The organism is Bacteroides sp. AF25-5LB, from assembly GCF_003602965.1.
In the GTDB taxonomy this organism is placed as follows: domain Bacteria; phylum Bacteroidota; class Bacteroidia; order Bacteroidales; family Bacteroidaceae; genus Bacteroides; species Bacteroides uniformis.
In genome coordinates, this window is sequence record NZ_QTMC01000002.1 from 245470 (window position 1) to 271484 (window position 26015).

The window sequence follows — 26015 nt, forward strand, 5'->3', positions numbered from 1 at the left end:
CAAAATCCATCCCTCATTAATCTCTTTCGTTGAAGAAAAAGCCGTACAGAACTTGTTTTTCTCCTAGTCTCATTGTACATTTGCATCTATTACATAATTTAAAATAAACACATAGCGAAAAAGTAAATTTGGGCAAAGCGTAGCGAATTAGCTGATAGAGTGTTCGTTACGCTTTGTTTTTCTATGGGGCAGAGCCAACGAAATACCACCTCGAAGCCAAACAGCGCAGAAGTTCAGTTACCACCTCATTACCCCCGTAACGGGTGTGAATTTCTTGCTAAATGGTTCTGTTTCTGTGATTTGCGTAATTTTGCATAGCAGTCGGTAACTCACTAATAACTAATTTTGTAACCAAAAAAAGGAGTGAGTTATGCGAAGTACATTCAAGGTATTATTTTACGTGAAGAAAGGCAGCGAGAAGCCGAACGGCAACCTGCCTCTGATGTGCCGTATCACGGTGGACGGCGAGATTAAACAGTTCAGTTGCAAGATGGACGTTCCCCCACGGTTGTGGGACGTGAAGAACAGCCGTGCTTCGGGCAAGAGCGTCGAAGCGCAGAGAATCAACCTTGCGGTAGATAAAATCCGTGTGGAGGTAAACCGCCGCTATCAAGAGTTAATGCAGACGGACGGATATGTTACCGCCGCCAAACTCAAAGACGCCTATCTTGGTATCGGCATCAAGCAGGAAACCTTGCTGAAGCTGTTCGAGCAGCACAACGCCGAGTTTGAGAAGAAAGTCGGGCACAGCAGGGCGCAGGGTACATTTACCCGTTATCGGACGGTCTGCAACCATATTCGGGAGTTCCTGCCCCATACCTACAAGCGTGAGGACATCCCGTTAAAGGAACTCAACCTCACGTTCATCAACGATTTCGAGTATTTTCTGCGCACGGAGAAGAAATGCCGCACCAATACCGTGTGGGGCTACATGATTGCGTTGAAGCACATCGTTTCGATAGCGAGAAACGACGGACGTTTGCCGTTCAATCCCTTTGCCGGATATATCAACTCTCCCGAAAGCGTGGATAGGGGCTACCTCACCCAAACGGAGATACAGACGCTCATGGACGCACCCATGAAGAATGCCACCCATGAACTTGTACGGGACTTGTTCGTCTTTTCGGTGTTCACGGGTTTGGCGTATTCGGACGTGAAGAACCTCACCGCCGACCACCTGCAAACATTCTTCGACGGCAACCTTTGGATAATCACCCGAAGAAAGAAGACCAACACCGAATCGAACATCCGTCTTTTGGACGTTCCCAAGTGTATCATAGAGAAATACAAGGGACTGGCTCGGGACGGTCATGTTTTCCCCGTTCCGAGTAACGGCAGTTGCAACAAGATACTCAAAGAGATAGGCAGACAATGCGGCTTCAAGGTACGTTTGACCTACCATGTTGCAAGACACACGAACGCCACGACCGTGCTTCTGTCGCACGGCGTACCCATCGAAACGGTGAGCCGTCTTTTGGGGCATACCAACATAAAGACCACCCAAATTTACGCCAAAATCACCGCCCAGAAGATAAGCCAAGACATGGAAACCCTGTCGCACAAGTTGGAGGATATGGAGAAGAATATCTGCCGAGCCATCTAATTAAAAACAGAATCCCGATGAAAGAAGAAAGGAACATTATCACGATGGACGGGCAGGGCAATATCTCCCTGCCGAGCGATATAGGTGCAACCGCCATGACCGAGCGGGAAATCTGCGAACTGTTCGGGGTTATCGCCCCGACGGTTCGGGCAGGGATAAAGGCACTCTGCAAAAGCGGAGTTTTGAAAGAGTACGGCATAAAACGCCTTATCCGCTTACCGGAGAGAAGTTACATCGAGGTTTACAACCTCGAAACGATAGCCGCCCTCGCTTTCCGTATCGAGTCGTTCGGGGCGGCGAAAGTCCGCAGGGCATTATTAGAGAGGATTATACACGGGCGAAAAGAGAAAACGACGGTATTCGTGTCGGTTGTTTCGGACGGCAAGCCCAACAGCCGTTGGAAAGCATGATGATACACCAACATATCAACATACCAACATGCAAACGTACCAACATACCGGCATGCAAACATGCAAACCTATCACTATGGTGATATATATTGCAGGTTCTATTCCTCTTTTCAGAGGAAAGCGGAGCAATCATTTCCGTTTACAAAGGCAAAGCAAGCACGGGGCTTTATGTCGGCTAAAAGGTCAGGCGGCTGCGCCGTTTCCCGATAAATCTTCCTCTCGCTTCGCTGCGAGCGTATTTATCGGGAAAACCTTGTATCCGACCGCCCCGTGCAAAAGAGCCTTTGAAAACGGAAACGACCGCCCCGCCGCCCACCACCGACCGAAAGGGAAAAATAATAAGGTGGGGGTTACGGGCAAGCAGGCGGCAGGGACAGCCACCGCCGAAAGGCAGACGGGCAGACGGACGGCACGCCGCAGGGTATTTGCGGAGAAAATACCGTAGCTTATTAGGGAATTTTCCGAGCCGCAATACTACGTATCGCTGAAAATTCCCCAATAAGGCAAGGGGCAAGCCCCTCTGCACACCCCATCGGGGACGGCATTTGCCGCCCCCGAAAATACAAAAAATCATTGTTTCACAAGCCAAAAAAGAAAGGAAGAATATATGGGTTTCGTAGTTTTACACATGGAAAAGGCGCACGGCAGCGACAGCGGAACGACCGCACATATCGAGCGTTTCATCATACCGAAGAACGCCGACCCCACACGCACGCACCTGAACCGCAGGCTTATCGAATACCCCGACGGGGTGAAAGACCGTTCGGCGGCTATACAGCAGAGATTAGAAGAAGCGGGGCTGACACGCAAAATCGGAAGCAACCAAGTACGGGCAATCCGCATCAACGTGTCGGGAACGCACGAGGACATGAAGCGGATAGAGGAAGAGGGGCGTTTGGACGAGTGGTGCGCCGACAATCTGAAATACTTCGCCGACACGTTCGGAAAGGAGAACATCGTGGCGGCTCACCTGCACAGGGACGAGGAAACGCCGCACATACACGTCACGCTCGTCCCCATCGTCAAAGGAGAGCGAAAGCGCAGGAAAAGGGAGGAACAGACGAAGAAGCGATACCGCAAGAAGCCGACCGACACCGTGAGGCTGTGCGCAGACGATATTATGACACGGCTGAAATTGAAGTCCTACCAAGATACCTATGCCGTGGCGATGGCGAAATACGGGCTGCAAAGGGGCATAGACGGCTCGAAAGCTCGTCACAAGTCCACGCAGCAGTATTATCGGGATATACAGAAACTCTCCGACGACCTCAAAGCGGAAGTGGTGGATTTGCAGCAGCAGAAAGAAACGGCACGGGAAGAACTAAGACGGGCGAAAAAAGAAATACAGACCGAGAAGCTGAAAGGGGCGGCAACCGTCGCAGCCGCCAACATCGCCGAGAGTGTCGGTTCTCTTTTCGGCAGTAACAAGGTCAAGACGCTGGAAAGGGAGAACACCGCCCTGCATAGGGAGGTAGCCGACCACGAGGAAACCATCGAAGCCCTGCAAGACAGAATACAGACCATGCAGGCAGACCACAGCCGACAGATGGCGGAAGTAGAACGGAAGCACCGCAGGGAGATAGCGGACAAGGAAACGAAGCACAAGGAGGAAATATCTTTCTTGAAAACGGTAATCGCAAAGGCTGCGGCATGGTTTCCCTATTTCCGTGAAATGCTCCGTATCGAAAACCTTTGCCGCCTTGTCGGGTTCGATGAAAGGCAGACCGCAACGCTCGTCAAGGGAAAACCGTTGGAGTATGCAGGGGAACTCTACTCGGAGGAACACGGACGGAAATTCACGACCGAAAGGGCAGGTTTCCAAGTGCTGAAAGACCCCACGGACGGGGCTAAATTGGTTCTTGCCATCGACCGAAAGCCCATTGCCGAGTGGTTTAAGGAACAGTTCGAGAAGTTAAGGCAGAACATACGCCGACCTATACAACCGCAAAGGAAAGGCAAGGGATTCAAGCTATAAATGTTAAATCCTGCCCGATTTGCCGAAAAAAGTGCGGTACGCCGTTCGTGGTGTACCGCACTTTTTTTATATTTGTTCGCAAGGTGATATACTTGAAGAAAATAACAGCTGATTTCGCTGTTAGCACAATGTTACCGATAAGAATGAATACGAAAGAACTTATTAGAAAATTGGAGCAAATGACAGAGCTATCGGAAAGTAGGAATGAGTTTTATAAGAAACTAATACATTCCTTCCAGAATGATGCTGATCCACAAATCTATGATAAGATATATTCTAATCTTTGCGGATTATTAGCGCATGGAGATTTGAATAATAAAGAATATGACTTACTGAAAGAAGTTTTATATGAATTAGAAAGGATATAAGAATTAAAAGAATGTATCAGTAACATGCACCTCAATCGCCCATAAAGGTCGATTAGCTGCCAGACATTATCGGTAAAGTTCAAAAGAATGGAAATAAAAGATATAATAACAAGCATAGGCTTTATTGGTGGACGAGATGCTATAATAATTGAGCATATCAATATTGTAGATACTCGAACAATCGAAGTGTATGTTAATGTCTGGAATAATAGTCTATGTGATTTTTTTGACAACTCGATGAGTGATATTAATCTGAAATTTGTATTCAATGGAGTAATGAAATTCCAGTTGTACGATTACGAAATGTTTGAAAACAATATCAAAGGTAAAGGGCAAACAGTGTCATCTATACGAGAGATTGTAAAGCCCACCTATTCCTCAAAGGGACTTCATCACATAATAATAGATGCATACGATGATGTAATGGAACTTTTATGTACCGAATTTCATAATGAATTGATTACCGATAACAAACAGCAGACCGACTGAATAAGCGGAACGCTGCCGAACATTATAATAAATAAAAATCAAAGCATTATGGCAAAATATGAGTTGGGGGCAATTTATAAAATTAATGGTCGAAGTGGTGAATTGTATTATGTAAGACTTTTGACAAACGACTGTTATGGCGTTTTTTCATCATTAGAAGGCGAACTGAATGAAGAGACATTTGCTCAAACCCATTATCGTCTCTATTTTAGCTGTAACTCTTTTCCTATAAAACGAGGTATATGGGAAAAAGTCGTATCATCTCCAAACTGTACAGATATTGCACGGTGGCAACGCCCTCAATATTTAGCTAATTTTGCTAATTTCAACATGAAATTATTTCTTGATCAATGTAGAGTTTTTCATGAAGATGGGAACCTTTATCAATGTGAAAGTAAAGAGGAGTTTATTAGATTAGTAAAATCCGGTAAGATTTTATTTTGTTTTAATACTTATGAAATTATACCAGACTTTCTAATGAGGTATTACAAGGATTTCCCCAATAGCTATATTGTAAATAAAGATTTTATCCATAGTGGAACTTTGGAATACCAAAAAGAACAAACAAATGTATTAAAAGAATTAGGCTTTGATATTGGAAACTTATTATAACAAGCGGCTGAACATTCCTATAAAGGTTAGTTAGCCACCAAACATTAGTGTTTTTAATAAATAAAATATAAAGCTATGACAGTTGACAATAAAGAAATAAACAAGAGGATTACTGAACTTCAAGCAAAGCTCAACATTACTTTCCCATCACTTTATATTGAATTTTTAGCTGAAATCAATGATGGAAATGTGTATGAAGTAGAGAATTCTGGGATATGTCTGTATTCATACTCTGATTTAGAGGAAAGAAATAAAACATATCAAATAAAAGACTTTGAGCCAAATTATTTTATGATAGGACAAGATGGGGATTTAGGGTACTTCATAAATGTCGATAACCCCAATGATAATGCTATATATTCAAATGATTTAGGTGCTTTAGGTTCTTTGGAAATGGAAAAGGAATCGGACAATATCTTTGATTTCATAGGCAGAAATGAAAAATAAACACTAACACACCTTAATCGCCCCAAAAGGCGATTAGCTGCATCACATTATCCACCGAATATTACGATAATTAGAATAAGTTAAGTATGAGAACAATTCCATTTATAATGTTATTCTTGAGTTGTAGCTTGTATGCAGTAGCTCAACTCAACATAATCCCCAAGAATGACGGTTTGAAAGAGTACACTGTGCAGAATGCACAACCTTATGACAGCCTTACAAACGTGGAAAGTCGGAGTTTTGCTTCATTGCCCGGCCAGACCCTCTATATGCATGGAGCGAAAAATGACAGTCGTGGTTACTACGAGGTATTCTTCACGGGCAACTTCCTCGATGGTGAGAAGCAGCCGGTATATCAAATGGATGGTGTAAGTGTAACTCCTGCAAAATCTGTGGTGGGAAAGTATTATGAGGTTCTGAAAGTCTGGACTAAAGGAACAGGATGCTGTATTCTGTTGCGTGAAAAAGAAAGTGGAGATGAAATTTACTACAATCCTTATCGTTATCCTCTATGTATGACCTGTTTGGGCTTCTATGAGAAGCTGAAAAGATACATTGGGCAGGCATTCTTCTCACTTGCCAAACGGGTAGAAACCGAGGACGGACAAATCATAACACCGCCTGAAGGTACTGAATACCATTGTATGGATATAGGCTTGAAAATGAACAGTGACGGGGCGTTTCTGATTATGGAGGGGGCAGACAGCGTTAAGGTAGAAGCCTTCCCAATAGGTGATGAAGTTTACGAGTTCGTAAGTGCCAAGCGTATTTCCTTGCTGAAAGAACAGTATGGCGATAATTTTGGCAAGCAGATAGCGTTCAGGAAAGTAGATACCGGAATGACGAAAGAAATGGTTGTCGTTGCGTGGGGTGAACCTTATCGGAAATCAGAAATAAAAAAGGAAAACGGAACGCTTGAAACATGGAGTTTTTCAGATAATCGTTATGTGGAACTGTTTAATGGAAAAGTGTTGAATGTTCGTGTCTATTAGTACGCTACAAACCTTATTTTGCAAGTAAGAAAATGAGAACACCTATCATAATCATACTTTTGGCAACCGTATTTACTGCAAGCTGCGGAGAGCCGCCCATGCCGCCAAGGCAAGATAGACGGAACTGTAAAGACCTATTTTCATAACGGCAAAATGGAAACCGAAAAGGAGTATAGGCAGAGTGTGGAGAGCGGACGGGAACGCCGCTTTGACAGCAAGGCGGGTGAGCAGATTTTTGAATCTCATTATATAGACGGAAAAAAAGAGGGTGAGGAATGGGAGATTTTCGAGGATGGGCGCACGCTTCACAACAGGACTACACGACACTACCGTAACGGAAAACTTGACGGCTCTTATCATGTGGAATCGACACGGGACGGAAAACCCTATATAACCATCGAGGGACAATACACGACGGCGAGAAATCGGGACGTTGGAAACAGTACAACGCCACCGATGACACAACCCATGAATGGGATGAATGATTTTCTTTTTTCGCAAGTTGATTTTATAAAATTGCCACCGAAAGTTCGTACTTTCGGAAAAAGATGTTATATTTGCAAATGAAAGAGTTATTTGACAGCATAGCAACGCAAAACGCTGAAATTCGCACAGTTGCTAAATCGTTACCTCTATTTCTCAAATAATTCGCTAAAAGTTTATTTCTCAATTGGTTAAGTCAAACCGAGAAAAATCTAAAATATAAAAAGCTAATATTATGAGCATCAAATTCCGACTCACTGCCATGCAATTCCTGCAATTCTTCGTTTGGGGAGCATGGCTGATTTCATTAGGTGGTTACATGGGCGGTACGTTACATTTTGAAGGCGGACAAATCGGAGCAATCTTTGCAACCATGGGTATAGCCTCACTGATAATGCCCGGACTGACCGGTATCATCGCCGACAAATGGATAAACGCCGAACGCCTTTACGGCATACTTCACCTCATCGGTGCCGGTGCTCTGATTTATGCTTCCACTGCCACTACGTACACCCACATGTACTGGGCCATGCTGCTCAACATGCTTGTTTATATGCCCACGCTATCCCTGGCCAACACCGTGTCCTACAATGCGCTGGAAAGATATAAAATGGATTTGGTGAAAGACTTCCCCCCCATCCGTGTATGGGGAACGGTAGGCTTTATCTGTGCCATGTGGGCTGTGGACCTTACCGGGTTCAAGGCAAGTGCGGCACAACTCTATGTGGCAGCCATCTCGGCAGCCATGCTGGGGCTTTACGCCTTCACCCTGCCTGCCTGCCCTCCCATGCGCTGCGAAGGAAAAACGATGCTCTCCGCTTTCGGACTGGATGCACTGGTGCTGTTCAAGCGCAAGAAGATGGCCATCTTCTTCCTATTCTCCATGTTGCTGGGAGCCGCCCTCCAAATAACAAACACCTATGGTGACCTTTTCCTGGGTTCGTTTGCTTCCATACCGGAATATGCAGATTCGTTCGGTGTGAAACACTCCGTCATCCTGCTCTCCATCTCGCAAATGAGTGAGACGCTGTTTATCCTTGCCATCCCCTTCTTCCTGAAACATTTCGGAATCAAGCGTGTTATGTTAATCAGTATGTTTGCATGGGTATTCCGTTTCGGGCTTTTCGCCCTCGGAGACCCGGGAAGCGGACTTTGGATGCTCATTCTCTCGATGATTGTCTACGGCATGGCATTTGACTTTTTCAATGTATCGGGCTCGCTGTTTACAGAAATGGAGGCACATCCCAGTATCCGTGCCAGCGCACAAGGCTTGTTCTTCATGATGACGAACGGTGTGGGAGCCATCATCGGAGGTTATGCCAGCGGAGCCGTGGTGGATGCCTTCTCGGTATATGCCGAAGGCGGAGGACTGGTAAGCCGCGACTGGACACCGGTATGGTTTATCTTTGCAGGATATGCCTTAGTCATTGGTCTGTTATTTGGAATAGTATTCCGCTATAAGCATAATCCGGAGAAAATAGAGAAAAACTGATTGAAAATCAGGTTGATTTAATAGGTATGAATAAGAAGAAGATAGAACTACAAGTACTAAACATTTCCAACAGCCAGGCGCAAGCGGGCGCCTATGCCCTGGTACTGGGTGAAGCGGGCGGCGAGCGTCAGCTTCCGATTATTATAGGTGCCACCGAAGCACAAGCTATGGTCATCGAGATGAAAGGTATTGTACCGCCCCGTCCGCTGACCCATAACCTATTCGCTTCCGTTCTTGAAGTGCTGGGCGTAAAACTGATGCGTATTCTTATCTATAAAGTAGACAACGGAGTATTCTACTCTTACCTTTATATGAAAGCCGAAGAAACCATTCTCCGGATTGATGCGCGTACCAGCGACGCCGTTGCCCTGGCATTGCGCATGAATGCCCCTATCTTTGTCTACGAAGACATCCTCGAAGCAGAATGTCTGAAAACCGTCGAAGGTTCCATCGACCCGATGGAAGGCAGCGAACCGGACAAAGACGAACTGCTGCAGGAAGACACGATAGGCATACTGAAAACGGCCCTGCAAAAAGCAGTCGATGAAGAGGACTATGAACGTGCCGCACAGCTAAGAGACCAGATTAACCAACTCAAGAACAATTTGTAATATGCACGTATTCTATACCCCCGACATACAAGCCCACGCAGAGCTGCCCGAAGAGGAAGCCGCACACGCCGTACGCGTCTTGCGCTTGCAGGCTGGAGACGAGGTCATGTTGACAGACGGAAAAGGCTGCTTTTATCGTGCCGAAATCAGTACGGCTACAAACAAGCGCTGTCTGGTGAATATCCTGGAAACCCTTCCGCAAGCCCCCTTGTGGAAAGGTCATCTGCACATTGCCATGGCGCCTACCAAGAATATGGACCGCACAGAGTGGTTTGCCGAGAAAGCGACGGAAATTGGGTTTGACGAACTGACATTCCTGAACTGCCGTTTCTCGGAACGGAAAGTCATCAAGACGGAGCGCATTTCCAAAATACTGGTTTCCGCCATCAAGCAGTCGCTCAAGGCACGCCTGCCCCAACTGAATGAGATGACAGACTTCAACAAGTTCATCACACAGCCTTTTCCGGGCCAGAAATTCATCGCCCACTGTTATGAAGGCGAAAAACCGCTTTTGAAGGATATGGTACATCCCGGAGAGGATGCCCTCGTACTAATCGGTCCCGAAGGAGACTTCAGCGAAGAGGAAGTCCGGAAGGCGGCGGAAAACGGGTTTATCCCCATCAGCCTGGGAAAATCAAGGCTGCGCACAGAGACGGCGGCACTGGTTGCCTGCCACATCCTCAACTTACAGAATCAATGATACTCACTAAAACAAAAACTATATGAAAAAGAACCTATTCTTCCACTTCTCAGTACTGGCAATGCTCATCGTGCTGATAAGCGCTTGTTCGTCCAAAAAGTCGGAATATACCAATGTGATTCCCTCCGATGCCTCGCAAGTCATCGCTGTCAATTTAAAATCATTGGCAGACAAGGCCGGTACCAAAGATAAAGAGACTAAAGAAGCACTGCAAAAGCTGACAGATGCCTTGAAAAGCGATATGAATGCAGCCACTTTCCAACAATTGGAGGCTGTACTGAAAGACCCTGCCAAATCGGGAGTGGACGTTCATGCGCCCATCTATATCTTCAATGCTCCCTCGTTCCCCTACACCACCATGGTAGCCAAGGTTCAGAACAAGGATGACTTGCTGAAACTGCTGGAAGTTACGGAGAAAGAACAGATAATCAGCCACGTGTCAGAAGCGGACGGCTACAGCTTTGCACAAATCAACAAGCAGGCACTGCTCGCTTTCACTCCCACCACGCTTATGGTGGTGAACTACACCGGCACATCGCAATTGGAAAAAGTCAAGGAGGAAATACCCGCCCTACTGAAACAGACGGAAGAGAACAGTATCAACAGCAATACTGCTTTCAAGAAGATGCAAAAGCAGAACGGAGACGTCAACATGCTCATTACTCCCTCCAGCCTGCTGAGTGCCTATGCCAGTCCGCTGAATTACGGAATATCCCAAAGTATTGATTTGAAAGATTTGAAGATGCTGGGAAGCCTCTCTTTCGAAAAAGGAAAAATTGAGCTGAAGATAGATAACTATACAGAGAATGCAGAACTGAAAGCTCTCTTCGAAAAGCAGGCCAAAAGCACTTGCCCCATCGAAAACACATTTCTGAAATATTTCCCCAAATCTACGCTGGCACTGCTCAGCATAGGTATCAATGGAGAGGAGTTCTACAATGTACTGCAAGAGAATGAGCAGTTCCGCAACGATTTCTCCATTACCAAAGCCGCTGAAGTAAAGGACTTGTTCAGTGCTTTCCACAACGACCTGACCATAGGCCTTATCAATGTAACCATGAACAGTAATCCTTCTTTCCTTGCCTACGCCAGCGTAAAGAACGATGCTCCTCTGAAAGCCCTTTATGAGAAAAAGTCCGAACTGGGACTGAAACGCGGCGAAGACATCGTGAAATTGAATGAGAATGAATATGTCTATAAATCACGCGCTATCAACATTTTCTTCGGCATACGAGACAAACAAATGTACGCCACCAACGACGAACTGCTGTATAAGAATGCCTGCAAGACCGCTGACCCGTCTGCCAAAGAAACAGACTTCGCTTCCAGTCTGAAAGGCAAGCGTACAGCCTTTGTCATCAATGCGGAAGCCGTACTCGACCTGCCCGTTATAAAATTGCTTGTTGGGTTCGGCGGACAAGAGTATAGCACCTATTACTCGCTGCTCGGCAATATCTCGTATCTGGAAGCTGTCGGTAACGAGGACAAGGCAACCGTTACCCTGCAACTGAAGAATAAGGATGTAAATGCGTTGAAACAGATTGTGGACTTCATCAAGCAGTTTGCAGGAATGTAATTTAAGGATTAAAGATTAGAGATTAAGGATTAATACCACTCATGAATAGGATTCACCTACGGCAAACACTACCTCAAGTGTTTGCCGACCGTGATGCCATTACCTCAGACGTATGGCATCGGGACATTACGTTCCACAAAGGGAAACGTTATCTCATAGAAGCCGCTTCGGGTACCGGAAAGTCATCGCTTTGTAGCTATATTTACGGCTATCGGCACGATTATCAGGGAATCATCAACTTTGATGAACGCAATATCCGTTCACTCTCCGTCAATGACTGGATAGATATACGCAAACACTCTCTCAGCATTCTTTTTCAGGAGTTGCGTATCTTTCCCGAACTTACCGCCATCGAGAACATACAACTGAAGAACCGGCTTACCAATTTCAAAAAAAGGAAAGAAGTCCTTACCCTCTTTGAGGCCATCGGCATTGACGACAAGGTAAACGAAAAAGCCGGAAAGCTATCTTTTGGCCAGCAACAAAGAGTCGCCTTTATCCGCAGCCTCTGCCAGCCTTTCGACTTCATCTTCCTGGACGAACCCATCAGCCATCTGGATAACGAGAACGGAACAATCATGGGCAGACTGCTGACAGAAGAAGCCAGCCGCCAAGAAGCGGGAATCATAGTGACTTCCATAGGTAAGCATCTGGAACTAGAGTATGACGAAATTTATAAATTATAAATGTAGCTAATATGAATCGACTTGTTTGGAAACTTCTCCGCCAGCACATCAGTGTCGGACAGCTGGCAGGCTTTTTCCTCGCCAATCTCTTCGGCATGATGATTGTATTGCTGAGCGTACAATTCTATCGTGATGTCCTTCCCGTTTTTACGGAAGGGGATAGTTTCATGAAGAAGGAGTATATCATTGCTACCAAAAAAATCAGTACTCTGGGCAGCTTTGCCGGGAAAAGCAATACCTTCTCCAAAGAGGAGATAAAGGACCTAAAAGCCCAACCTTTTACTAAGGGGGTAGGCGCGTTCACTCCTTCCCAGTTCAAGGTTTCTGCCGGACTCGGTATGCAGGAAGCCGGTATCCGTCTGTCAACAGAGATGTTTTTCGAGTCTGTACCCGACGAATATGTGGATGTCAGTCTGGACAAATGGCATTTTGACGAAGATGCCCGGGTAATTCCCATCATCATTCCACGTAACTATCTGAACCTCTACAACTTTGGCTTTGCACAAAGCCGGAGTCTGCCGAAACTCTCCGAAGGCCTGATGAGTCTGGTACAAATGGATGTGATGATGCGGGGTAACGGACGTGTGGAACAATATAAAGGCAACATTGTAGGATTCTCCAACCGGCTGAATACCATTCTCGTTCCCCAATCCTTCATGGACTGGGCCAATAAGAATTTCGCACCGGAGAAAGAAGCGGAACCGTCCCGGCTGATTGTGGAAGTAAAGAATCCTACCGACACAGCCATCACCGACTATTTCCAGCAAAAGAATTACGAAACTGAAGGCAACAATCTGGATGCCGGGAAGACAACTTATTTCCTGCGCCTCATTACGGCCATCGTCATGGGAGTAGGATTGTTCATCAGCATTCTGTCATTCTACATCCTGATGCTGAGCATCTTCCTGCTTCTCCAAAAGAATACGGTAAAACTGGAAAACCTGCTGCTGATAGGATATAGCCCGACGCAGGTAGCCACACCTTATTATATACTGACAGTAGGGCTGAATGTACTGGTACTGCTCCTCGCCATCGGCTGCGTGGCATGGGTGCGCAGTTACTATATAGAAGTAGTCCAAAGCCTCTTCCCGCAATTGGAGAGCGGATCACTGCTTCCATGTATATTGATCGGTTGCCTATTATTTTTTGCTGTATCACTGCTGAATATTTTGGCAATAGGCAAAAAAATTATCAGTATCTGGAAAGGGAGAAAATAAAGATGGAAAAATTCCATCCAGCAAATATAAAGTTCATGATATGCCATCATTACAGCAAGCATCCGCCTCTACATATACCGCACCCGAAAGGAGATGGAACGGAAACACAAAGAAGAAATCCTTTTGCTCCGCATCCGCAACTTGATAAAGCAGTGCAGCCGTTATGAAGCGGAACAAAAGAAATGTACGGTTGCCACCCCTCGGAATATGCGGAAAAAATGCAGAAATCAACCTGAGTGTTGTTCCGTTTCAACAAGATTGTTGCCGTCTAAAGAGGATTCAAGACTACTTTTGCAGCATAATTTTAAAAGAACCATGAAAATGAATTTTATGAAAAGAGCCGGCTTCGTGCTGACTTGTGCAACCATGCTTGCAAACTTGTGTGCCGCCCAGAACACAGAACGCACACCTCAAGGAATGAAATGCACCACATAAGGAATGGACATCCGTGTGGAATTCTATTCGCCTTCCATTGTGCAGGTTTCAAAACTCCCGAAGGCAAACCCTACAACAAAGAAAGTCTGGTAGTGGTCACAAGCTGAATGCCAAGCTGATGATTGTGGCATGACCCGGCTTTGGCACCCACACAGAGCAACGCAAGGAGTTGGATGCCAAAGGGATGATTATCAACTTCAACACTTGGCCACCCAAAAGTGGCACACGCCCCTACGACGTCTACAATCCCGAAGCAAGGGACATTTATTGGAAATATCTGAATAAAGGCATTTTCAGTTACATCGGCAACGACGACTGGTGGCTCGATTCTACAGAGACTGACCATATCAACCGACAAGAATCGGACTATGACCTCTCCACTCACTTGGGGTCTTACCGGAGTGTAAAAAATGTCTACTCACTGATGCACAACAGCGGAATAGCCTCGCATCAAAAGGCTTTGAGCAAAGACAAACGCGTTATCATCCTGACCCGTTCCGGATTTATCGGACAACAACGTTACGGCTGCAACACCTGGAGTGGTGACGTGACCTCCACTTGGGACATGCTGGAGAAACAGATTCCTGCCGCACTGAACTATAGCTTGATGAACATCCCGAACTGGAACAGTGACATAGGTGGCTTCTTTGCCGGACGCTGGATGCAGTTCGGCACTTTCTGCCCGATAATGCGTTCGCACGGTACGGAGTTGCCCCGTGAAATCTGGAACTTCGGCAAGCGTGGCGAGTGGTGTTTCGATGCCCAGGAGAAGGTGATTAATCTGCGCTATCGCCTTCTGCCCTACGTTTACAGCACTTCCTGGGATGTGTTCCACAATGACGGTACATTCATGCGTCCTTTAGTAATGGATTTTGCGCCGGTTTACCTCCCTCAAGGCGCAGACTGGTGGGACTTCTGGAGTAACGAAAAGCAGCAGGACAGACAGACCTTGAACCGCAGTGTATCTTGGGAGGACAAGGCCCGTCCTCTGACGATAGAAGAGCGGGAAAGCAGTTTTCCGAACATGCTGAAAAGCCGCAAGTTCAAGGTTGTCCTGGTCGGTCAGGACTCCGGTACGAGAAACCGGCCGATGAAAGGCAGAAAGACAATAAGCTATGCAGGAAAGAAAAAGAGTATAAAGCTGTAACAGTAAAAAGGAGGAACGTGTCAAAACTACCTTACTATTTTTTAGGCGCGGATTACGCAGATTTCAAGAATCCAATTTGCATAGTCCGCGTTACTCCACGTAATCCGCGCCTAATATTACAGCATAATGAAGTGGTCATATACTTTGCTAAAAAGGAAACAACAACGGCAGCACAAATACCATCACCACTCCCATAATAATCTGCAACGGGAGCCCCACTTTTATATAATCCATGAATGTATATTGTCCTGCCGGCATCACCAGTGCATTGGGCGGTGTAGAGAATGGAGAAGCGAAACACATACTTGCCGCAACCGTCACGGCAAACAAGAACGGAACGGGACTTACTCCAATCTGAATCGCACTTTGAAGAGCAATAGGGGCCATCAGCACTGCCGTCACCGTATTGCTGATGAACATGGTCATCAATGAAGTGGTGAAATAGATACCTGCCATCAACACAATAGGACCATAACTGCCCAACCCACTTACAAGACTGTTGGATATATATTCCGAGGCACCGGTCTTTTCGAGTGCAAGAGACATGGGGAGCATGGCTGCAAAGAGTACAATTGTTTCCCAGTTTATCGTTTTATAGGCGGCTTCCACATTCCTGAAACATCCCGTCAGCACCATCAGCAAGCCGGCAATCATCACCGCTGTCACCGGGGCCACGGGAATAAAGTCGAAGACCATCATGGCAACCATCAGCACCATAATAGCGGCAGCTATGGGCGCTTTATAATCCAGCGTCACTTTGGCGGCTTCTGCCAAAGGCTGCCCCAATACCACCCAATCGGAATCTTCCCTGCTTATCCGTGCGATGTCCTGCCACGCACCCTGCACCAGCAAAACATCGCCACTATGCATACGCTCACGTCCCAATTCACGTAATATATATTCCTTCTTACGACGGATGCCCAATACATTTACATTAAATTTATCACGGAACCCTGCTTCCTTCACCGTCCGGTTCACGATATTGGAAGAAGGCATCAACACAATTTCGGCAATTCCGATGTCATAAAAGTCAAGGGACTTGTCGGCTTTAGAGGCTTCTTCAGTGGTATGCCCGTCGAGCATTTCCATTAAAAAGTCTTCAGCAAAACGATTTACGTTCGATACCTCTCCCGTAATATAAAGCACGTCGCCCACCCAAATAGTCGTATCGGGTGATGCCAATTTCTGGGTAATAGTTTTCAGGAATCTATGTTGGGAAGAGTCTACACGCCGTACTTCAATGATATTCAGACCATACTTGCGGCGTACATCCAGGTCTATGATGGTTTTTCCTATCAGACGGGAATCATTGACAGCCCTCAAACGGAACAGATTGCTGGAAAGTCCGTACTCCTGCACCAGTTGGTTCAATGATTTGCCCGACAATGTTCCGTCATTCTTTTTGCCTTTCTTGGAGAGAAACCATTTGGTCAGAGGCATTAAAACCAAAGTTCCCACTATCACGCACACAATGCCCACCGGCAAGAAGGAGAAGAAAGACAGCGGTTCAAAGCCCGCTCCCGTCAATGTATTCTGAATGACCAAGTTAGGAGGCGTACCGATAAGTGTCATCATACCACCCATGCTGCTGGCAAAAGCCAAAGGCATCAATAGACGGCTGGGATTCATTCCTGCACTCAGTGCCAAACTCACCACGATAGGCAGCATCAAAGCCACCGTTCCCGTATTGCTCACAAAAGCACCAATGGCAGAGGTAACCAGCATAACCAGCAAGAAGAGTTTCAGCTCGCTTTTGCCTGCCAACTTTAGAATACGCGAACTTATCATTTTAGCCAGCCCGGTCTGAAAAATGGCGCCGCCCACAACGAACAAGCCTACCATCATAATCACCACCGAGTTGGAGAAGCCGGAAAGGGCCTCTTCAGGAGTAAGAATCTGAAATATCAATAAACCAATCAGCGCACAAAGCGCCACAATGTCCGAACGGACTTTGCCTGCTACAAAAAAGGCAGCGGAGAGAACAAGGATAATAAGGGTAATCAGCATAAATATGTATATTAAGAATGCACAAATATACTTATTTACGCATGATCACACAACCCCTTACTACCTCAAACTACTGATTTAGAACTCGAATTTTTCCAGCTTCATGGCGGCCAGCCCCTGGATTTTGGGCACCAGGGCCACAAAATGGTCCGCTTTTTCATGGGCAGACAATGACTCTGCATCTTTCCATGTTTCACAAATCATAAGAACATCGCTGCGAGTGGCGCTCTCAAACACATCATAGGCAATGCATCCATTGTCCTTCAAGGAATATGCGACCAGTTCTTTGGCAGATTCCAATACTGCGGTACGGTTTTCCGCACTTACCTGAATAAAAACATTTAATCTAATCATACTTGTATAAATTTTAAGTGCATCGCAAATTTAAGCAGAATAAATCTCTCCACCAACAAAAGTAAATTGTTATTAATTCCTTTCCCGCCGGATGAACCAATCTTTGGCAAGTATGTTGTCTCATCAGAATTGATTCTAACTTTAACTATTAAAAAACTGACTTGATTATGAAATGTAAAGATTCTAATTTCTGGATCGGACTGGGAATAGGTTCGGTTGCCGGTGCATTGGCCTACCACTTCTCCCGTACGGAGAAAGCTAAAAAGCTGGAAGATGCCATATGCCGTGCCATCCACAAAGCAAGTGGCGAAGCCAAGGAGTTCATCAACACTGCTGAAGAAGAAGCATTGCACACTGGCACCAAAGTAGCGGACAAGATGGCCCATGAGGTCCATGAGGCCGCAGAGAAAGCTGACAATCTGAAAAACAAGGTTCACAATTTTGCCGATGCCAAGAAATAAAACAAGCACTTGGAAACTTCTGAAGACGGATGTATTTTGATACATCCGTTTTTTCATATCGCCCCATCAGTTCTGCAGACTGCGCCGATTCAAAATATCATTCATATGCTCCAATGCCCATCCTACCAAAGATTCAATATGCGGCATCAGGCTACATCCGGTTTCTGTAAGGTTATACTCCACACGGGGAGGAACTTCCGCATAGACTTTCCTGACAATCAGCCCGTCCGTCTCCAATGAGCGCAATGTAACCGTCAGCATCCGCTGGGAAATATCCCCTATGGTTTTCTGTATATCGCAAAAACGCATCGTTCCATTCGCTTTCAGTGTGACCAGCACAAGCATTGTCCATTTGTCTCCCAACCTGCTCAGTACATCCCGTACCGGACAAGCATCCATACGATGAAAATTTTCCATTCCTTTATTTTACCAATCAGTTCAACCTCAGCAATGGCGACTCTATGCTTAGTGTCCGGCATTGCACCACAAAAGTAATAAACTTACTCAAAATAACTATCGTTTCATACAATAATAAAAACATTCTTTATACTCATAAAAGCATCCATCTCATCCGGATTATTTGTATGTTTGCAACATGAAGTTACGAAAAGAGTGTAATTTATTGGAAATGAGCGTAGGTTAATTGCTCTTGATAGTAATAGGTTACGATTTAGTTAGTTATCTACTGCATTATCCTTCTGCGCGTTGCGTAACCTTCAAAGAACTCTTCGTATGCAAAAGTAGCTATTTAATTCGAGATTTTGATATAAACTCCCGTTTTTTATCCCCTCATTCATAAGAATTTTCCGTAAAAGCGGTATTGTCCGTCGGCACACCATTGCCCAAAACGAGTTTGGAACAAACGTGTGCCGACTACCGCATAGCTGGAGAAAAGGGCATTGCCTCACGCCTAAACGATGTTTAGACAGATGAAGCAATGCCCCTTTCTTTTGCGCCTATGCCAAGAGGTGCTTTTACGGGTTTTCAAATGATTTTTCTTTTTTCGCTGTCTCTTTTGCCGGAAGCGGAAAGTGAATGCAGAGTGTGTCAGCCTGCCCCATGAATGAAACAGGCGCCCACACACAGCCGGACAAACCGGGAAGAATGATTGTTGCCACCCGGCTGAACAAGTTCCGTCGGATCGGAAACAATCATACTTCCTTTGTTGTGGTTTGCCCTTTTCACGCTTCCGGTGATGTCTTTTTCCTTTTGGTGATTCTTTTTTTTACGGATTTTCCCCTGAAGTTTTTTTCTACACAATCTGCCTCTGTTTTCGTTTACCTCCATTTTGCGCCTTTCAGTAAGCCGCATCAGTCAGTCATTTTCGTTCTGGGCGCAAAGGTAATTCCGGGATTGGACGGGAAAGCAAGGTCAAGCCTCCTGTTTTCGGTAAAAATCTCCAGCCCTGCGGGTAGTATTTTGACCGAAAAACCTTGCATTCCCTAATCCCTACCTTTTCAAGCACCCGAAACGAAAACGACCGATGCGACAGAAAGACGCATAAAAAAAATGTCGGATAAACGAGAGGCAGATAAGATAGTTTGAAACTCAACTCCCTCAGCTCTTGAATCCGCATTAAAAACAAAAAAATCAAAAACAGCGAAGATATGACGGCAACGGCAAATTTCAGACAAATGGCGCAACACATCGGGTTGGCGATATGCGGCTTGATGATGCGCACCGCCTTCGGGGTGTTCGGCATCCTTTGGGGCATCATCAGAGAGATTGTAAACGGAGTGTTCCGAGTGGCGATAGGTGTAATCGTGGCTATCCTTTCCACCATTGCCTTCTTTGGCTTCATCCTTTGGTTATTCACCCTTTAACCCTTACCGACATGGCAAAAAGAAACAGCAAGACGGCAGCGCAGCAGTGCAGATATTACGAGGTGGACAACATCTTCGTGTATATGGTGGAAACGTACATCAACGGCAATTTTGAAACTTTCCGAAGATTGTACCACGAACTGAACAAGGACGCACGGAGGGATTTCATGGACTTCCTTCTCAGCGAGGTAGAGCCGACCTATTGGAGAGAGATACTGAAACAGATAATCTAAAAATGACAGCGATATGAAAGGAACAGACCATTTCAAGAGAACGATATATATGTACTTGGAACAGCGTGCGGAGGAAGATGCGCTATTTGCAAAGAAGTACCGCAACCCTGCCAAGAACATGGACGAGTGCGTGACCCACATTCTGAACTATGTGCAGAAAAGCGGTTGCAACGGTTTCACGGACGGAGAGATATTCGGGCAAGCCATCCACTACTATGAGGAAAACGAGATAGAGGTGGGCAAACCGATGGACTGCCAAGTGGTTGTGAACCACGTTGTGAAACTCACGGCAGAGGAAAAGGCGGAGGCACGTCAGAACGCTGTCCGCAAATACCAAGAGGAGGAACTCCGCAAGTTGCAGAACCGCCACAGACCGTCAGCGAGAAAAGAAAACCAACCCCAACCCTCATTATTTGATTTAGGCTTATGAAACCGAAGACCAAGATACAGAAAGAGGTGGCAAGACTTTCCGCCAACCTTCGCCCCATATCAGCGACACAAATAGATTGGGCATACCGCCACTGCGTTGAGCATATCGGCTACCGCACCAAGAAAGGGAACATCACCTGTTCCGACTGCGGTCACGAGTGGCACAGCGACAGCGGACTATGCGACACCCTTGAAGGCTGCACCTGCCCCAAATGCCATGCCGAACTCAAAGTGCAGGACACACGCAGACGCATCTACAAGGAAACGCAGAATTTCAGCGTGATAACCACCTGCAAAGGGTATCAGGTAATCCGCGTGGCGCAGGTCAGATGCGAGAGCAGGAAAGGCGAACCGATGCGTTTCTACTGCCACGAGGTCGTGCAGCGTTGGATTTCACCCGACGGCAAGGTTACGGACATGGCGTTGCTCCGTGGCTTCCTTTTCTGCTATTGCGATGTGTGGGCATTAGGCAGCGATATGGAGGTAAGACCGCACAACAGCCTATACGATGATGTGGTGGCAAGAAGCTGTGCATATCCAAAGATGAGGATATTGCCCCAACTCAGACGTAACGGCTTCAAGGGCGATTTCCACGGCATCTCCCCCGTGCGTCTTTTCAAAGCCTTGCTTTCAGACCCAAGAATTGAAACCCTTATGAAAGGCGGTGAGATTGAGGTCATGAAACACTTTCTTTTCAATACCCGTACTGCCGATGAATGTTGGGCATCATATCTGATTGCCAAGCGTCACAAGTATCAGATAGACAACCTCTCAATGTGGTGCGACTATCTGCGTATGCTCAAAAAACTCGGTCAAGACCTCCGTAACCCGAAGAACATCTGTCCCGAAGATTTCATGGCGGCACACGACAACGCAACCCGAAAAATTGAAGCCATACACGAGAAGGAAAGAGCCGCAGAGCAACGCCGTTGGGAGATTGAAAGGCGTGAGCGTGAGCAACAGCGACAACTCCAACGAAAGAAAGATGCGGAGGATTTCATCGCCAACAAATCCAAATTCTTCGGCTTGGTAATCACGGACGAGGAAATAATCGTCAAGGTGCTTGAAAGCATAGACGAGTATTACAACGAGGGCAAGACGCAGGGCATCTGCGTGTTTGGCAGTGGATACTACAAGAAAGCCGACACCCTCATACTATCGGCAAGGATTGGCGATGAGATTATTGAAACCGTAGAGGTGGACTTGCGAACCCTCGAAGTGGTGCAGTGCCACGGCAAGCACAACCAGGACACCGAATATCACGAGCGCATCATAGACCTTGTGAACAAGAACGCCAACCTTATCCGTGAGCGGATGAAAGCGGCATAGCATAACCCCTAAAACAACATTGATATGGAAGTAAGAATTGAAAGTATGATTTGTGTGTGGGATGATGCAATCCCCACGATGTTCCTTGAATTTGTGAACCTCCTCACTCTCACAACGAGTGAGGGGGAATTGAGAAAGAGCGTAAAGGAGTTTGCCGAGAAGCACGAACTTGACAAGTTTTTCCTTTACGGCTTCGGCTCACACCATTTCTACCTGCACCAACGCTACACAAGCAACCCCGAAATGGTGATGAAGAACAGAGTTCTGTCAGTACATTTTTAACCATCTAAAAAGCAACATTATGACAACACGAATGACCATCAACGGAGTAAGCACCTGCGCGGAAGCAGGTACGGAGAAATACGAGCGTTTCCAATCGGGTATCGGAAGACGCAGGCGGACACTTGTGCAGTACGACTACCGCCACCCCATAGACAGAGAATTGTTCTCTTGTGTCAAACCCACGTTGGACGAGTGCCGAGCCGCACGGGACAAGTGGCTGAACGCAAAGAAGGGAAAGGAGGACAGACTATGAACACGACCTATCAAACGCTGATAGTCAAGTTCAGCGAACCTATCACGGCATTGGACGGTATCTTTGACGATACCGGAGCGTGGGGAACGGACACCCTCAAGGGGTGGATAGATGATTACGAAAGCACACGTTTCACCGCCACCGACAGCCATACGGCAGTCATCACGAGCGAGTACAATATGGAATGTGTGAAAGAGTGGCTACAACGGCAGACCCCCATTTCCGAAATGCGAGAATTTTGAACGGGATGGCGGTGTCCGCACCGCCAATACTTAAAACCCTAAAAACAAAAGATATGATAGCCAAGACGATATTACAGCAGATAGGCGGAAAACGCTTCACCGCCATGACAGGTAGCCGTGATTTCATAGATATGGGCAACGGCTTACGGATGAGCCTTGCAAGGAACAAAACAAGTGCCAACCGCCTTGACATCATCTATGACGAAGGGGCAGACCTCTACAATATGCGCTTCTACCGCAGGACGTTCAGCAAAAAGACCTTTGAGTGCAAGACAAAGGACATTGCCGTACACGAGGGTATCTATTTTGATATGCTGGAGGAAATGTTCACGATGGTGACGGGACTTTACACACGCTTTTGAGTGGCGGGGCGGCGAGAGCCGCCCTACTTTCTTTCAGTGAGCATGATGGCGGACAAAGAAAGTAGCAAAGAAACCTTTGTCCAATCTGCGATAACTAAAAAATCCGCAAGTAAAACTTGCGGAGGCTATATATTGGGTCGTTATTTTTTGGTGGAGGGGAATGATAATCTCGAACCGTTGAACTACACATTTCTGCTTCGTCTCCATTTCCCCCAACGATTTGATACGTTCAATCATTTTTGTTGTTCCTTTCTGAATTTTCCTAAATACTTTCTTCATAATTTCGCTATACTTTTTATGGTTAATAACTATGTTTTGTATTGCTCTCACAACACTTACAACTTGAAGTGTTATTTGGAAACCGATAGGCAAAAATGGCTCAACGATGTCAATTAACGAGAAAATCCTACGATAATCTATCAAGTGATAGAGCAAAAGACGTGCCAAGTTAAATATGGCACGTCTTTTGCCAGTTTTGTCAGTCCTTTTATGGGATATACAACAGCGCAAACTCCGCCTTTCTCCGTTTGAGCAGCATGGCGTGGCGTTTTCCTTTGTAGTTGCAGAAGGCTATATACTCACGGTAGATGTTCCTGTCACCAGCTTCCAGCTTCTTGATTAAGGTGCTTTTGGGGATTGTTTTGCTGCCTAACAGCTTCGCCGGTCCCACATTGTAAGCTAACGTGCCAAGCAAAATCGAATCAACCCCGAATTTACGGAACATGGCGACAAATTTGCGCAGGTCTTTCCGCAAAAGTTCATCCGCATCCCGTTTTGTCATGGTTCGTGCCGAATACTTCTCGTTTGGCAAAAGTTTGTGACCCCAACCGACGTATGGGTAGTGTTTTTCTGAGTGCCAGCCTTCAAAGTAGCGGCAGCATAAAAAAGCACGTTCCATAAGCGGCAGTCGGTAGATTGCCGCCTGCCCGTCCGTTCCCTCTTGGCGGCTGATCTGCGCGGACACAGAACAGACCGTCAGAAGTGAACAGAGCATTGTCATGAATACACGCATCATTTCAACAAGGGGCTGAAGTTGCCGATGGGAACGATGGTAAGATCGTCGTCCTTTACATTCCTGTTGTTGAAGTCAAATTCCAGTTCGTAGGAGTTGCTAAAGTTATCCTCCACCACCACGATGAAATTATGCGCCTCATCACCCGCCGCCGTGTAGTACAGGCGGAATTTTTCGTTCTCCAGCAGGTAGCGGTCGTTAGGCAGGAAGGTGATGCCGTTATCCATTTTGAGCGAGCCTTCCCCCTCGAACTGGAAATAGCGGATGGTATAGAGCGTACCCGAAAAGTCGCCCTCCTTTTTCAGTTCACAGCGGATTTCCACTGTCTGCCCCTTTACTACCTTGTTCGGCACGGGCATGACCTCCACCGTGAAGGGATAGGACTGCTGGATGTCCATGTCATCGTCACATGACACGAGGGTGAATGACATGGCGGCTATCAGGCATAACGCCACTGCCTTGAATATTGATGTTCTCTTGTTTCTGTTGTTCAGTATGTTCATTGTTCTTCGATTTTTAGATGGTTGTTTTTCTGTTTTTTCGTTGTCAGTTGCAGGTACTCGTTCAAGTCCTTGCAACCGTCATAGAGGGAGGAACGGTCGGTGACACGTTCCCCGTATCGCATGGTAAGTGCGGCAAGCGTCCGCCGTCCGGCTTCGTCACGGTCGAGGAAGCAGCCGATGCGCCCGTATCCGTCCAGCAATCCCGCCGCCTTCTCCACGTTGGCGACTGAGTTCAGCACAAGACAGTCAGCGTTACCGGTTACACCAAGCGTCACGGCAGAGAGAAAGTCCATGAAGCCCTCGAACACGAGGCACTCGTCAGCCGGGATGTCATTCGCCTTTACCAGTGATACAGACTTCGGAGGTATGCAACCCTTGAAATATCGGCTTCTGACTTCATAGCCACCTGCCATGTTCGGAAAGCCAACGGCAAAATACCGTTTCCCACGCACACCGTAGTTCAAGCGGCAGCAGTGACGGGATGCGATGGCGTAAGGGATGCCCCGTTCCTCTAAATACTCCGTCAGCAGTGAGCGGAGCAGCGGAGCGACCTCCACATCCTCAAAAACGGATTCGGTCGGCTTCGAGAGATAGACGGGCTTTTCCCATCCGGCAACCGTCATATTGGCGGCTTCCGCTATGAACTTCGCTTGCTTCATGAAGTCATCGCTTTGCAGAAACTCCCCGGCAAGCGTGAAGATGTCGCCGCCCTTGCCCAAACCGAAGTCGTACCAGAGCTGTTTCGCCACGTTCACACGGAAAGAGGATGTGCGCTCGCCCCTGTACGGGGCAAGATACCACAGCTCGTTACCGCTCCTTCTGACAGGCTCATGCCCCAGCCGTGCGAGAAAATCCGCAAGCGGCATCCTTCTGACAGCATCTATTTCCGTCCTTTCCATGCCCGTGTCAGTTGATGATGAACTTGATACCGACCCCGAACTGCGTGTGGAACTTCCGTGTGTCGCCACCCCAAAGGCAACGCTCCCGCAGGTTGGCAAGCAGGGCGATACGGTCTGCCACGTAACACTCCACATCGAGCGTCAGCGCACCGCCGTAGATGAAGGCGTCCCGGTCGTGCAGCGTGGAGCCGTCATGCAGCACCTTCTTCCCCCAATTTACCGCCTCATATCCGGCGAGAGCCGAAGCCCCGGCATAGACGAAAACAATCTTTCGGGCGTCCGACAGTATCTTGAAGTAATAGCCGCCCTCCGCCGTGAACTGCGCCACGGGTATCTTGGTGTCCTTGTAGGGATTGTTCTTCAACAGGTATTCGCCACCGAACACCCACTTGTTCCCCTTCTTCGTGTAGGTGGAGAGAGCCGCCCCGAAGCTGTACCCGCCGTCCTTGCCGCCGAGATTGAAGCCGTCCGCCATGTCCGCCCTCACCTCGATGCCCTGCATCTTCGGCAGACACCGCTGGGCGTGCGCCTGCCCTGTAAAAAGGGCAAGCGACGCGATGATTATTGCGATGTACTTTCTCAT

35 protein-coding genes and 1 pseudogene are annotated in these 26015 nt (G+C 46.9%); 27 read left to right on the forward strand and 9 right to left on the reverse strand.

Annotated features, from left to right (window positions below):
• Nucleotides 1–370 precede the first annotated feature (370 nt).
• The 17 genes and pseudogenes from DWY57_RS03200 to DWY57_RS03285 all read left to right on the forward strand — a co-directional run bounded on the left by DWY57_RS03200 (nucleotide 371) and on the right by DWY57_RS03285 (nucleotide 15243).
• The gene (locus tag DWY57_RS03200) at nucleotides 371–1603 is read left to right on the forward strand and encodes a site-specific integrase (protein ID WP_005867000.1); all 1233 of its coding nucleotides are present in this window, start codon (nucleotides 371–373) and stop codon (nucleotides 1601–1603) included.
• 17 nt (nucleotides 1604–1620) lie between these two features.
• Nucleotides 1621–2013 carry a hypothetical protein gene (locus DWY57_RS03205; protein ID WP_005866999.1) on the forward strand — a complete coding sequence of 131 codons (393 nt, stop codon included), beginning with the start codon at nucleotides 1621–1623 and terminating at the stop codon, nucleotides 2011–2013.
• A gap of 76 nt (nucleotides 2014–2089) precedes the next feature.
• The gene (locus tag DWY57_RS03210; protein ID WP_195527776.1) at nucleotides 2090–2458 is read left to right on the forward strand and encodes a hypothetical protein; all 369 of its coding nucleotides are present in this window, start codon (nucleotides 2090–2092) and stop codon (nucleotides 2456–2458) included.
• Nucleotides 2459–2620: 162 nt separating this feature from the next.
• Nucleotides 2621–3988, forward strand: a complete 1368-nt coding sequence (gene mobV / locus DWY57_RS03215) for a MobV family relaxase (RefSeq protein ID WP_117682424.1) — start codon at nucleotides 2621–2623, stop codon at nucleotides 3986–3988.
• A 143-nt stretch (nucleotides 3989–4131) separates the two neighbouring features.
• On the forward strand, nucleotides 4132–4356 hold the full coding sequence (locus DWY57_RS03220; RefSeq protein WP_029427360.1) for a hypothetical protein: 225 nt from the start codon (nucleotides 4132–4134) through the stop codon (nucleotides 4354–4356).
• Between the two features lie 87 nt (nucleotides 4357–4443).
• Nucleotides 4444–4845 carry a hypothetical protein gene (locus tag DWY57_RS03225; RefSeq protein WP_118033010.1) on the forward strand — a complete coding sequence of 134 codons (402 nt, stop codon included), beginning with the start codon at nucleotides 4444–4446 and terminating at the stop codon, nucleotides 4843–4845.
• A 48-nt stretch (nucleotides 4846–4893) separates the two neighbouring features.
• Complete coding sequence (locus DWY57_RS03230) at nucleotides 4894–5457, forward strand: hypothetical protein (protein ID WP_004295267.1); 564 nt, start codon at nucleotides 4894–4896, stop codon at nucleotides 5455–5457.
• A gap of 75 nt (nucleotides 5458–5532) precedes the next feature.
• Nucleotides 5533–5904, forward strand: a complete 372-nt coding sequence (locus tag DWY57_RS03235) for an SMI1/KNR4 family protein (protein ID WP_119961336.1) — start codon at nucleotides 5533–5535, stop codon at nucleotides 5902–5904.
• A gap of 86 nt (nucleotides 5905–5990) precedes the next feature.
• Nucleotides 5991–6896, forward strand: a complete 906-nt coding sequence (locus tag DWY57_RS03240; RefSeq protein WP_117682422.1) for a hypothetical protein — start codon at nucleotides 5991–5993, stop codon at nucleotides 6894–6896.
• A 102-nt stretch (nucleotides 6897–6998) separates the two neighbouring features.
• Nucleotides 6999–7381, forward strand: a pseudogene (locus DWY57_RS03250) (hypothetical protein); the annotation flags it as partial.
• Nucleotides 7382–7614: 233 nt separating this feature from the next.
• Nucleotides 7615–8871 (forward strand): nucleoside permease, encoded by a 1257-nt coding sequence (locus DWY57_RS03255; protein WP_117964164.1) that lies wholly within the window; start codon nucleotides 7615–7617, stop codon nucleotides 8869–8871.
• 26 nt (nucleotides 8872–8897) lie between these two features.
• Entirely contained in the window at nucleotides 8898–9482 is a 585-nt protein-coding gene (locus DWY57_RS03260; RefSeq protein ID WP_117964163.1) for a bifunctional nuclease domain-containing protein, read from the forward strand.
• A gap of 1 nt (nucleotide 9483) precedes the next feature.
• Nucleotides 9484–10182, forward strand: coding sequence for a 16S rRNA (uracil(1498)-N(3))-methyltransferase (locus tag DWY57_RS03265; RefSeq protein WP_117964162.1), 699 nt, complete (start codon nucleotides 9484–9486; stop codon nucleotides 10180–10182).
• A gap of 22 nt (nucleotides 10183–10204) precedes the next feature.
• Nucleotides 10205–11758 (forward strand): DUF4836 family protein, encoded by a 1554-nt coding sequence (locus DWY57_RS03270; RefSeq protein ID WP_119961337.1) that lies wholly within the window; start codon nucleotides 10205–10207, stop codon nucleotides 11756–11758.
• Between the two features lie 41 nt (nucleotides 11759–11799).
• Nucleotides 11800–12444, forward strand: coding sequence for an ATP-binding cassette domain-containing protein (locus DWY57_RS03275; RefSeq protein WP_119961338.1), 645 nt, complete (start codon nucleotides 11800–11802; stop codon nucleotides 12442–12444).
• An 11-nt stretch (nucleotides 12445–12455) separates the two neighbouring features.
• Nucleotides 12456–13661 (forward strand): ABC transporter permease, encoded by a 1206-nt coding sequence (locus DWY57_RS03280; RefSeq protein ID WP_117964159.1) that lies wholly within the window; start codon nucleotides 12456–12458, stop codon nucleotides 13659–13661.
• 619 nt (nucleotides 13662–14280) lie between these two features.
• Nucleotides 14281–15243, forward strand: coding sequence for a TIM-barrel domain-containing protein (locus DWY57_RS03285; RefSeq protein ID WP_243634641.1), 963 nt, complete (start codon nucleotides 14281–14283; stop codon nucleotides 15241–15243).
• A gap of 147 nt (nucleotides 15244–15390) precedes the next feature.
• On the opposite strand, the gene DWY57_RS03290 is transcribed toward DWY57_RS03285, so the two are convergent.
• Nucleotides 15391–17250 (reverse strand): SLC13 family permease, encoded by a 1860-nt coding sequence (locus tag DWY57_RS03290; RefSeq protein ID WP_119961339.1) that lies wholly within the window; start codon nucleotides 17248–17250, stop codon nucleotides 15391–15393.
• A 78-nt stretch (nucleotides 17251–17328) separates the two neighbouring features.
• On the reverse strand, nucleotides 17329–17604 hold the full coding sequence (locus DWY57_RS03295; RefSeq protein ID WP_117964158.1) for a putative quinol monooxygenase: 276 nt from the start codon (nucleotides 17602–17604) through the stop codon (nucleotides 17329–17331).
• Between the two features lie 167 nt (nucleotides 17605–17771).
• Here DWY57_RS03295 and DWY57_RS03300 point away from each other — a divergent pair, with 167 nt between their 5' ends.
• The gene (locus tag DWY57_RS03300) at nucleotides 17772–18065 is read left to right on the forward strand and encodes a YtxH domain-containing protein (protein WP_117964157.1); all 294 of its coding nucleotides are present in this window, start codon (nucleotides 17772–17774) and stop codon (nucleotides 18063–18065) included.
• Nucleotides 18066–18131: 66 nt separating this feature from the next.
• Here the strand turns inward: DWY57_RS03300 and DWY57_RS03305 are convergent, their stop codons facing one another.
• A complete protein-coding gene (locus DWY57_RS03305; protein WP_009038044.1) occupies nucleotides 18132–18482 on the reverse strand; it encodes a helix-turn-helix domain-containing protein in 351 nt (116 codons plus the stop codon).
• Between the two features lie 299 nt (nucleotides 18483–18781).
• A complete protein-coding gene (locus DWY57_RS21600; protein WP_007567577.1) occupies nucleotides 18782–18994 on the reverse strand; it encodes a hypothetical protein in 213 nt (70 codons plus the stop codon).
• 106 nt (nucleotides 18995–19100) lie between these two features.
• Between DWY57_RS21600 and DWY57_RS21045 the strand changes: the two genes are divergently transcribed.
• The 9 genes from DWY57_RS21045 (at nucleotide 19101) to DWY57_RS03360 (ending at nucleotide 23018) form a co-directional block, all read left to right on the forward strand.
• On the forward strand, nucleotides 19101–19511 hold the full coding sequence (locus DWY57_RS21045; RefSeq protein WP_004291538.1) for a hypothetical protein: 411 nt from the start codon (nucleotides 19101–19103) through the stop codon (nucleotides 19509–19511).
• 161 nt (nucleotides 19512–19672) lie between these two features.
• Entirely contained in the window at nucleotides 19673–19888 is a 216-nt protein-coding gene (locus DWY57_RS03325; protein ID WP_004291535.1) for a hypothetical protein, read from the forward strand.
• Nucleotides 19889–19899: 11 nt separating this feature from the next.
• Nucleotides 19900–20121 carry a hypothetical protein gene (locus tag DWY57_RS03330; RefSeq protein WP_004291534.1) on the forward strand — a complete coding sequence of 74 codons (222 nt, stop codon included), beginning with the start codon at nucleotides 19900–19902 and terminating at the stop codon, nucleotides 20119–20121.
• A 13-nt stretch (nucleotides 20122–20134) separates the two neighbouring features.
• Nucleotides 20135–20551 carry a PcfK-like family protein gene (locus DWY57_RS03335; RefSeq protein ID WP_004291533.1) on the forward strand — a complete coding sequence of 139 codons (417 nt, stop codon included), beginning with the start codon at nucleotides 20135–20137 and terminating at the stop codon, nucleotides 20549–20551.
• The gene (locus tag DWY57_RS03340; protein ID WP_004291532.1) at nucleotides 20548–21879 is read left to right on the forward strand and encodes a PcfJ domain-containing protein; all 1332 of its coding nucleotides are present in this window, start codon (nucleotides 20548–20550) and stop codon (nucleotides 21877–21879) included. The genes DWY57_RS03335 and DWY57_RS03340 overlap by 4 nt, the downstream gene beginning before the upstream one ends.
• Before the next feature lie 24 nt (nucleotides 21880–21903).
• Entirely contained in the window at nucleotides 21904–22161 is a 258-nt protein-coding gene (locus DWY57_RS03345) for a hypothetical protein (protein WP_004291531.1), read from the forward strand.
• A gap of 19 nt (nucleotides 22162–22180) precedes the next feature.
• On the forward strand, nucleotides 22181–22414 hold the full coding sequence (locus tag DWY57_RS03350; protein ID WP_004304291.1) for a DUF3873 domain-containing protein: 234 nt from the start codon (nucleotides 22181–22183) through the stop codon (nucleotides 22412–22414).
• The gene (locus DWY57_RS03355) at nucleotides 22354–22656 is read left to right on the forward strand and encodes a hypothetical protein (protein ID WP_005783104.1); all 303 of its coding nucleotides are present in this window, start codon (nucleotides 22354–22356) and stop codon (nucleotides 22654–22656) included. Before DWY57_RS03350 ends, DWY57_RS03355 begins: the two co-directional genes overlap by 61 nt.
• A gap of 53 nt (nucleotides 22657–22709) precedes the next feature.
• Nucleotides 22710–23018 carry a hypothetical protein gene (locus DWY57_RS03360; protein WP_004304290.1) on the forward strand — a complete coding sequence of 103 codons (309 nt, stop codon included), beginning with the start codon at nucleotides 22710–22712 and terminating at the stop codon, nucleotides 23016–23018.
• A gap of 33 nt (nucleotides 23019–23051) precedes the next feature.
• Here the strand turns inward: DWY57_RS03360 and DWY57_RS21605 are convergent, their stop codons facing one another.
• From DWY57_RS21605 to DWY57_RS03385, 5 genes are all read right to left on the reverse strand, one after another.
• Nucleotides 23052–23441, reverse strand: coding sequence for a hypothetical protein (locus DWY57_RS21605; RefSeq protein ID WP_004291527.1), 390 nt, complete (start codon nucleotides 23439–23441; stop codon nucleotides 23052–23054).
• Nucleotides 23442–23505: 64 nt separating this feature from the next.
• The gene (locus DWY57_RS03370; RefSeq protein WP_004291526.1) at nucleotides 23506–24033 is read right to left on the reverse strand and encodes a hypothetical protein; all 528 of its coding nucleotides are present in this window, start codon (nucleotides 24031–24033) and stop codon (nucleotides 23506–23508) included.
• Nucleotides 24030–24533 (reverse strand): DUF3872 domain-containing protein, encoded by a 504-nt coding sequence (locus DWY57_RS03375; RefSeq protein WP_004291525.1) that lies wholly within the window; start codon nucleotides 24531–24533, stop codon nucleotides 24030–24032. The genes DWY57_RS03370 and DWY57_RS03375 overlap by 4 nt, the downstream gene beginning before the upstream one ends.
• Nucleotides 24530–25432, reverse strand: coding sequence for a toprim domain-containing protein (locus DWY57_RS03380; protein ID WP_004291524.1), 903 nt, complete (start codon nucleotides 25430–25432; stop codon nucleotides 24530–24532). Before DWY57_RS03380 ends, DWY57_RS03375 begins: the two co-directional genes overlap by 4 nt.
• A 7-nt stretch (nucleotides 25433–25439) precedes the next feature.
• Entirely contained in the window at nucleotides 25440–26015 is a 576-nt protein-coding gene (locus DWY57_RS03385; protein WP_004291523.1) for a conjugal transfer protein TraO, read from the reverse strand.

Coding starts and splice junctions, on each gene's coding strand:
- DWY57_RS03230 (WP_004295267.1), top strand. CDS start 4,894: ATGGCAAAATATGAGTTGGGGGCAATTTATAAAATTAATGGTCGAAGT.
- DWY57_RS03345 (WP_004291531.1), top strand. CDS start 21,904: ATGGAAGTAAGAATTGAAAGTATGATTTGTGTGTGGGATGATGCAATC.
- DWY57_RS03210 (WP_195527776.1), top strand. CDS start 2,090: ATGGTGATATATATTGCAGGTTCTATTCCTCTTTTCAGAGGAAAGCGG.
- DWY57_RS03380 (WP_004291524.1), bottom strand. CDS start 25,432: ATGGAAAGGACGGAAATAGATGCTGTCAGAAGGATGCCGCTTGCGGAT.
- DWY57_RS03370 (WP_004291526.1), bottom strand. CDS start 24,033: ATGATGCGTGTATTCATGACAATGCTCTGTTCACTTCTGACGGTCTGT.
- DWY57_RS03360 (WP_004304290.1), top strand. CDS start 22,710: ATGATAGCCAAGACGATATTACAGCAGATAGGCGGAAAACGCTTCACC.
- DWY57_RS03220 (WP_029427360.1), top strand. CDS start 4,132: ATGAATACGAAAGAACTTATTAGAAAATTGGAGCAAATGACAGAGCTA.
- DWY57_RS03260 (WP_117964163.1), top strand. CDS start 8,898: ATGAATAAGAAGAAGATAGAACTACAAGTACTAAACATTTCCAACAGC.
- DWY57_RS03325 (WP_004291535.1), top strand. CDS start 19,673: ATGACGGCAACGGCAAATTTCAGACAAATGGCGCAACACATCGGGTTG.
- DWY57_RS03280 (WP_117964159.1), top strand. CDS start 12,456: ATGAATCGACTTGTTTGGAAACTTCTCCGCCAGCACATCAGTGTCGGA.
- DWY57_RS03275 (WP_119961338.1), top strand. CDS start 11,800: ATGAATAGGATTCACCTACGGCAAACACTACCTCAAGTGTTTGCCGAC.
- DWY57_RS03200 (WP_005867000.1), top strand. CDS start 371: ATGCGAAGTACATTCAAGGTATTATTTTACGTGAAGAAAGGCAGCGAG.
- DWY57_RS03300 (WP_117964157.1), top strand. CDS start 17,772: ATGAAATGTAAAGATTCTAATTTCTGGATCGGACTGGGAATAGGTTCG.
- DWY57_RS03305 (WP_009038044.1), bottom strand. CDS start 18,482: ATGGAAAATTTTCATCGTATGGATGCTTGTCCGGTACGGGATGTACTG.
- DWY57_RS03270 (WP_119961337.1), top strand. CDS start 10,205: ATGAAAAAGAACCTATTCTTCCACTTCTCAGTACTGGCAATGCTCATC.
- DWY57_RS21045 (WP_004291538.1), top strand. CDS start 19,101: ATGCAGAGTGTGTCAGCCTGCCCCATGAATGAAACAGGCGCCCACACA.
- DWY57_RS03290 (WP_119961339.1), bottom strand. CDS start 17,250: ATGCTGATTACCCTTATTATCCTTGTTCTCTCCGCTGCCTTTTTTGTA.
- DWY57_RS03240 (WP_117682422.1), top strand. CDS start 5,991: ATGAGAACAATTCCATTTATAATGTTATTCTTGAGTTGTAGCTTGTAT.
- DWY57_RS03350 (WP_004304291.1), top strand. CDS start 22,181: ATGACAACACGAATGACCATCAACGGAGTAAGCACCTGCGCGGAAGCA.
- DWY57_RS03285 (WP_243634641.1), top strand. CDS start 14,281: ATGATTATCAACTTCAACACTTGGCCACCCAAAAGTGGCACACGCCCC.
- DWY57_RS03225 (WP_118033010.1), top strand. CDS start 4,444: ATGGAAATAAAAGATATAATAACAAGCATAGGCTTTATTGGTGGACGA.
- DWY57_RS03255 (WP_117964164.1), top strand. CDS start 7,615: ATGAGCATCAAATTCCGACTCACTGCCATGCAATTCCTGCAATTCTTC.
- DWY57_RS03385 (WP_004291523.1), bottom strand. CDS start 26,015: ATGAGAAAGTACATCGCAATAATCATCGCGTCGCTTGCCCTTTTTACA.
- DWY57_RS03375 (WP_004291525.1), bottom strand. CDS start 24,533: ATGAACATACTGAACAACAGAAACAAGAGAACATCAATATTCAAGGCA.
- DWY57_RS03265 (WP_117964162.1), top strand. CDS start 9,484: ATGCACGTATTCTATACCCCCGACATACAAGCCCACGCAGAGCTGCCC.
- DWY57_RS03235 (WP_119961336.1), top strand. CDS start 5,533: ATGACAGTTGACAATAAAGAAATAAACAAGAGGATTACTGAACTTCAA.
- DWY57_RS03205 (WP_005866999.1), top strand. CDS start 1,621: ATGAAAGAAGAAAGGAACATTATCACGATGGACGGGCAGGGCAATATC.
- mobV (WP_117682424.1), top strand. CDS start 2,621: ATGGGTTTCGTAGTTTTACACATGGAAAAGGCGCACGGCAGCGACAGC.
- DWY57_RS03340 (WP_004291532.1), top strand. CDS start 20,548: ATGAAACCGAAGACCAAGATACAGAAAGAGGTGGCAAGACTTTCCGCC.
- DWY57_RS03335 (WP_004291533.1), top strand. CDS start 20,135: ATGAAAGGAACAGACCATTTCAAGAGAACGATATATATGTACTTGGAA.
- DWY57_RS03330 (WP_004291534.1), top strand. CDS start 19,900: ATGGCAAAAAGAAACAGCAAGACGGCAGCGCAGCAGTGCAGATATTAC.
- DWY57_RS03295 (WP_117964158.1), bottom strand. CDS start 17,604: ATGATTAGATTAAATGTTTTTATTCAGGTAAGTGCGGAAAACCGTACC.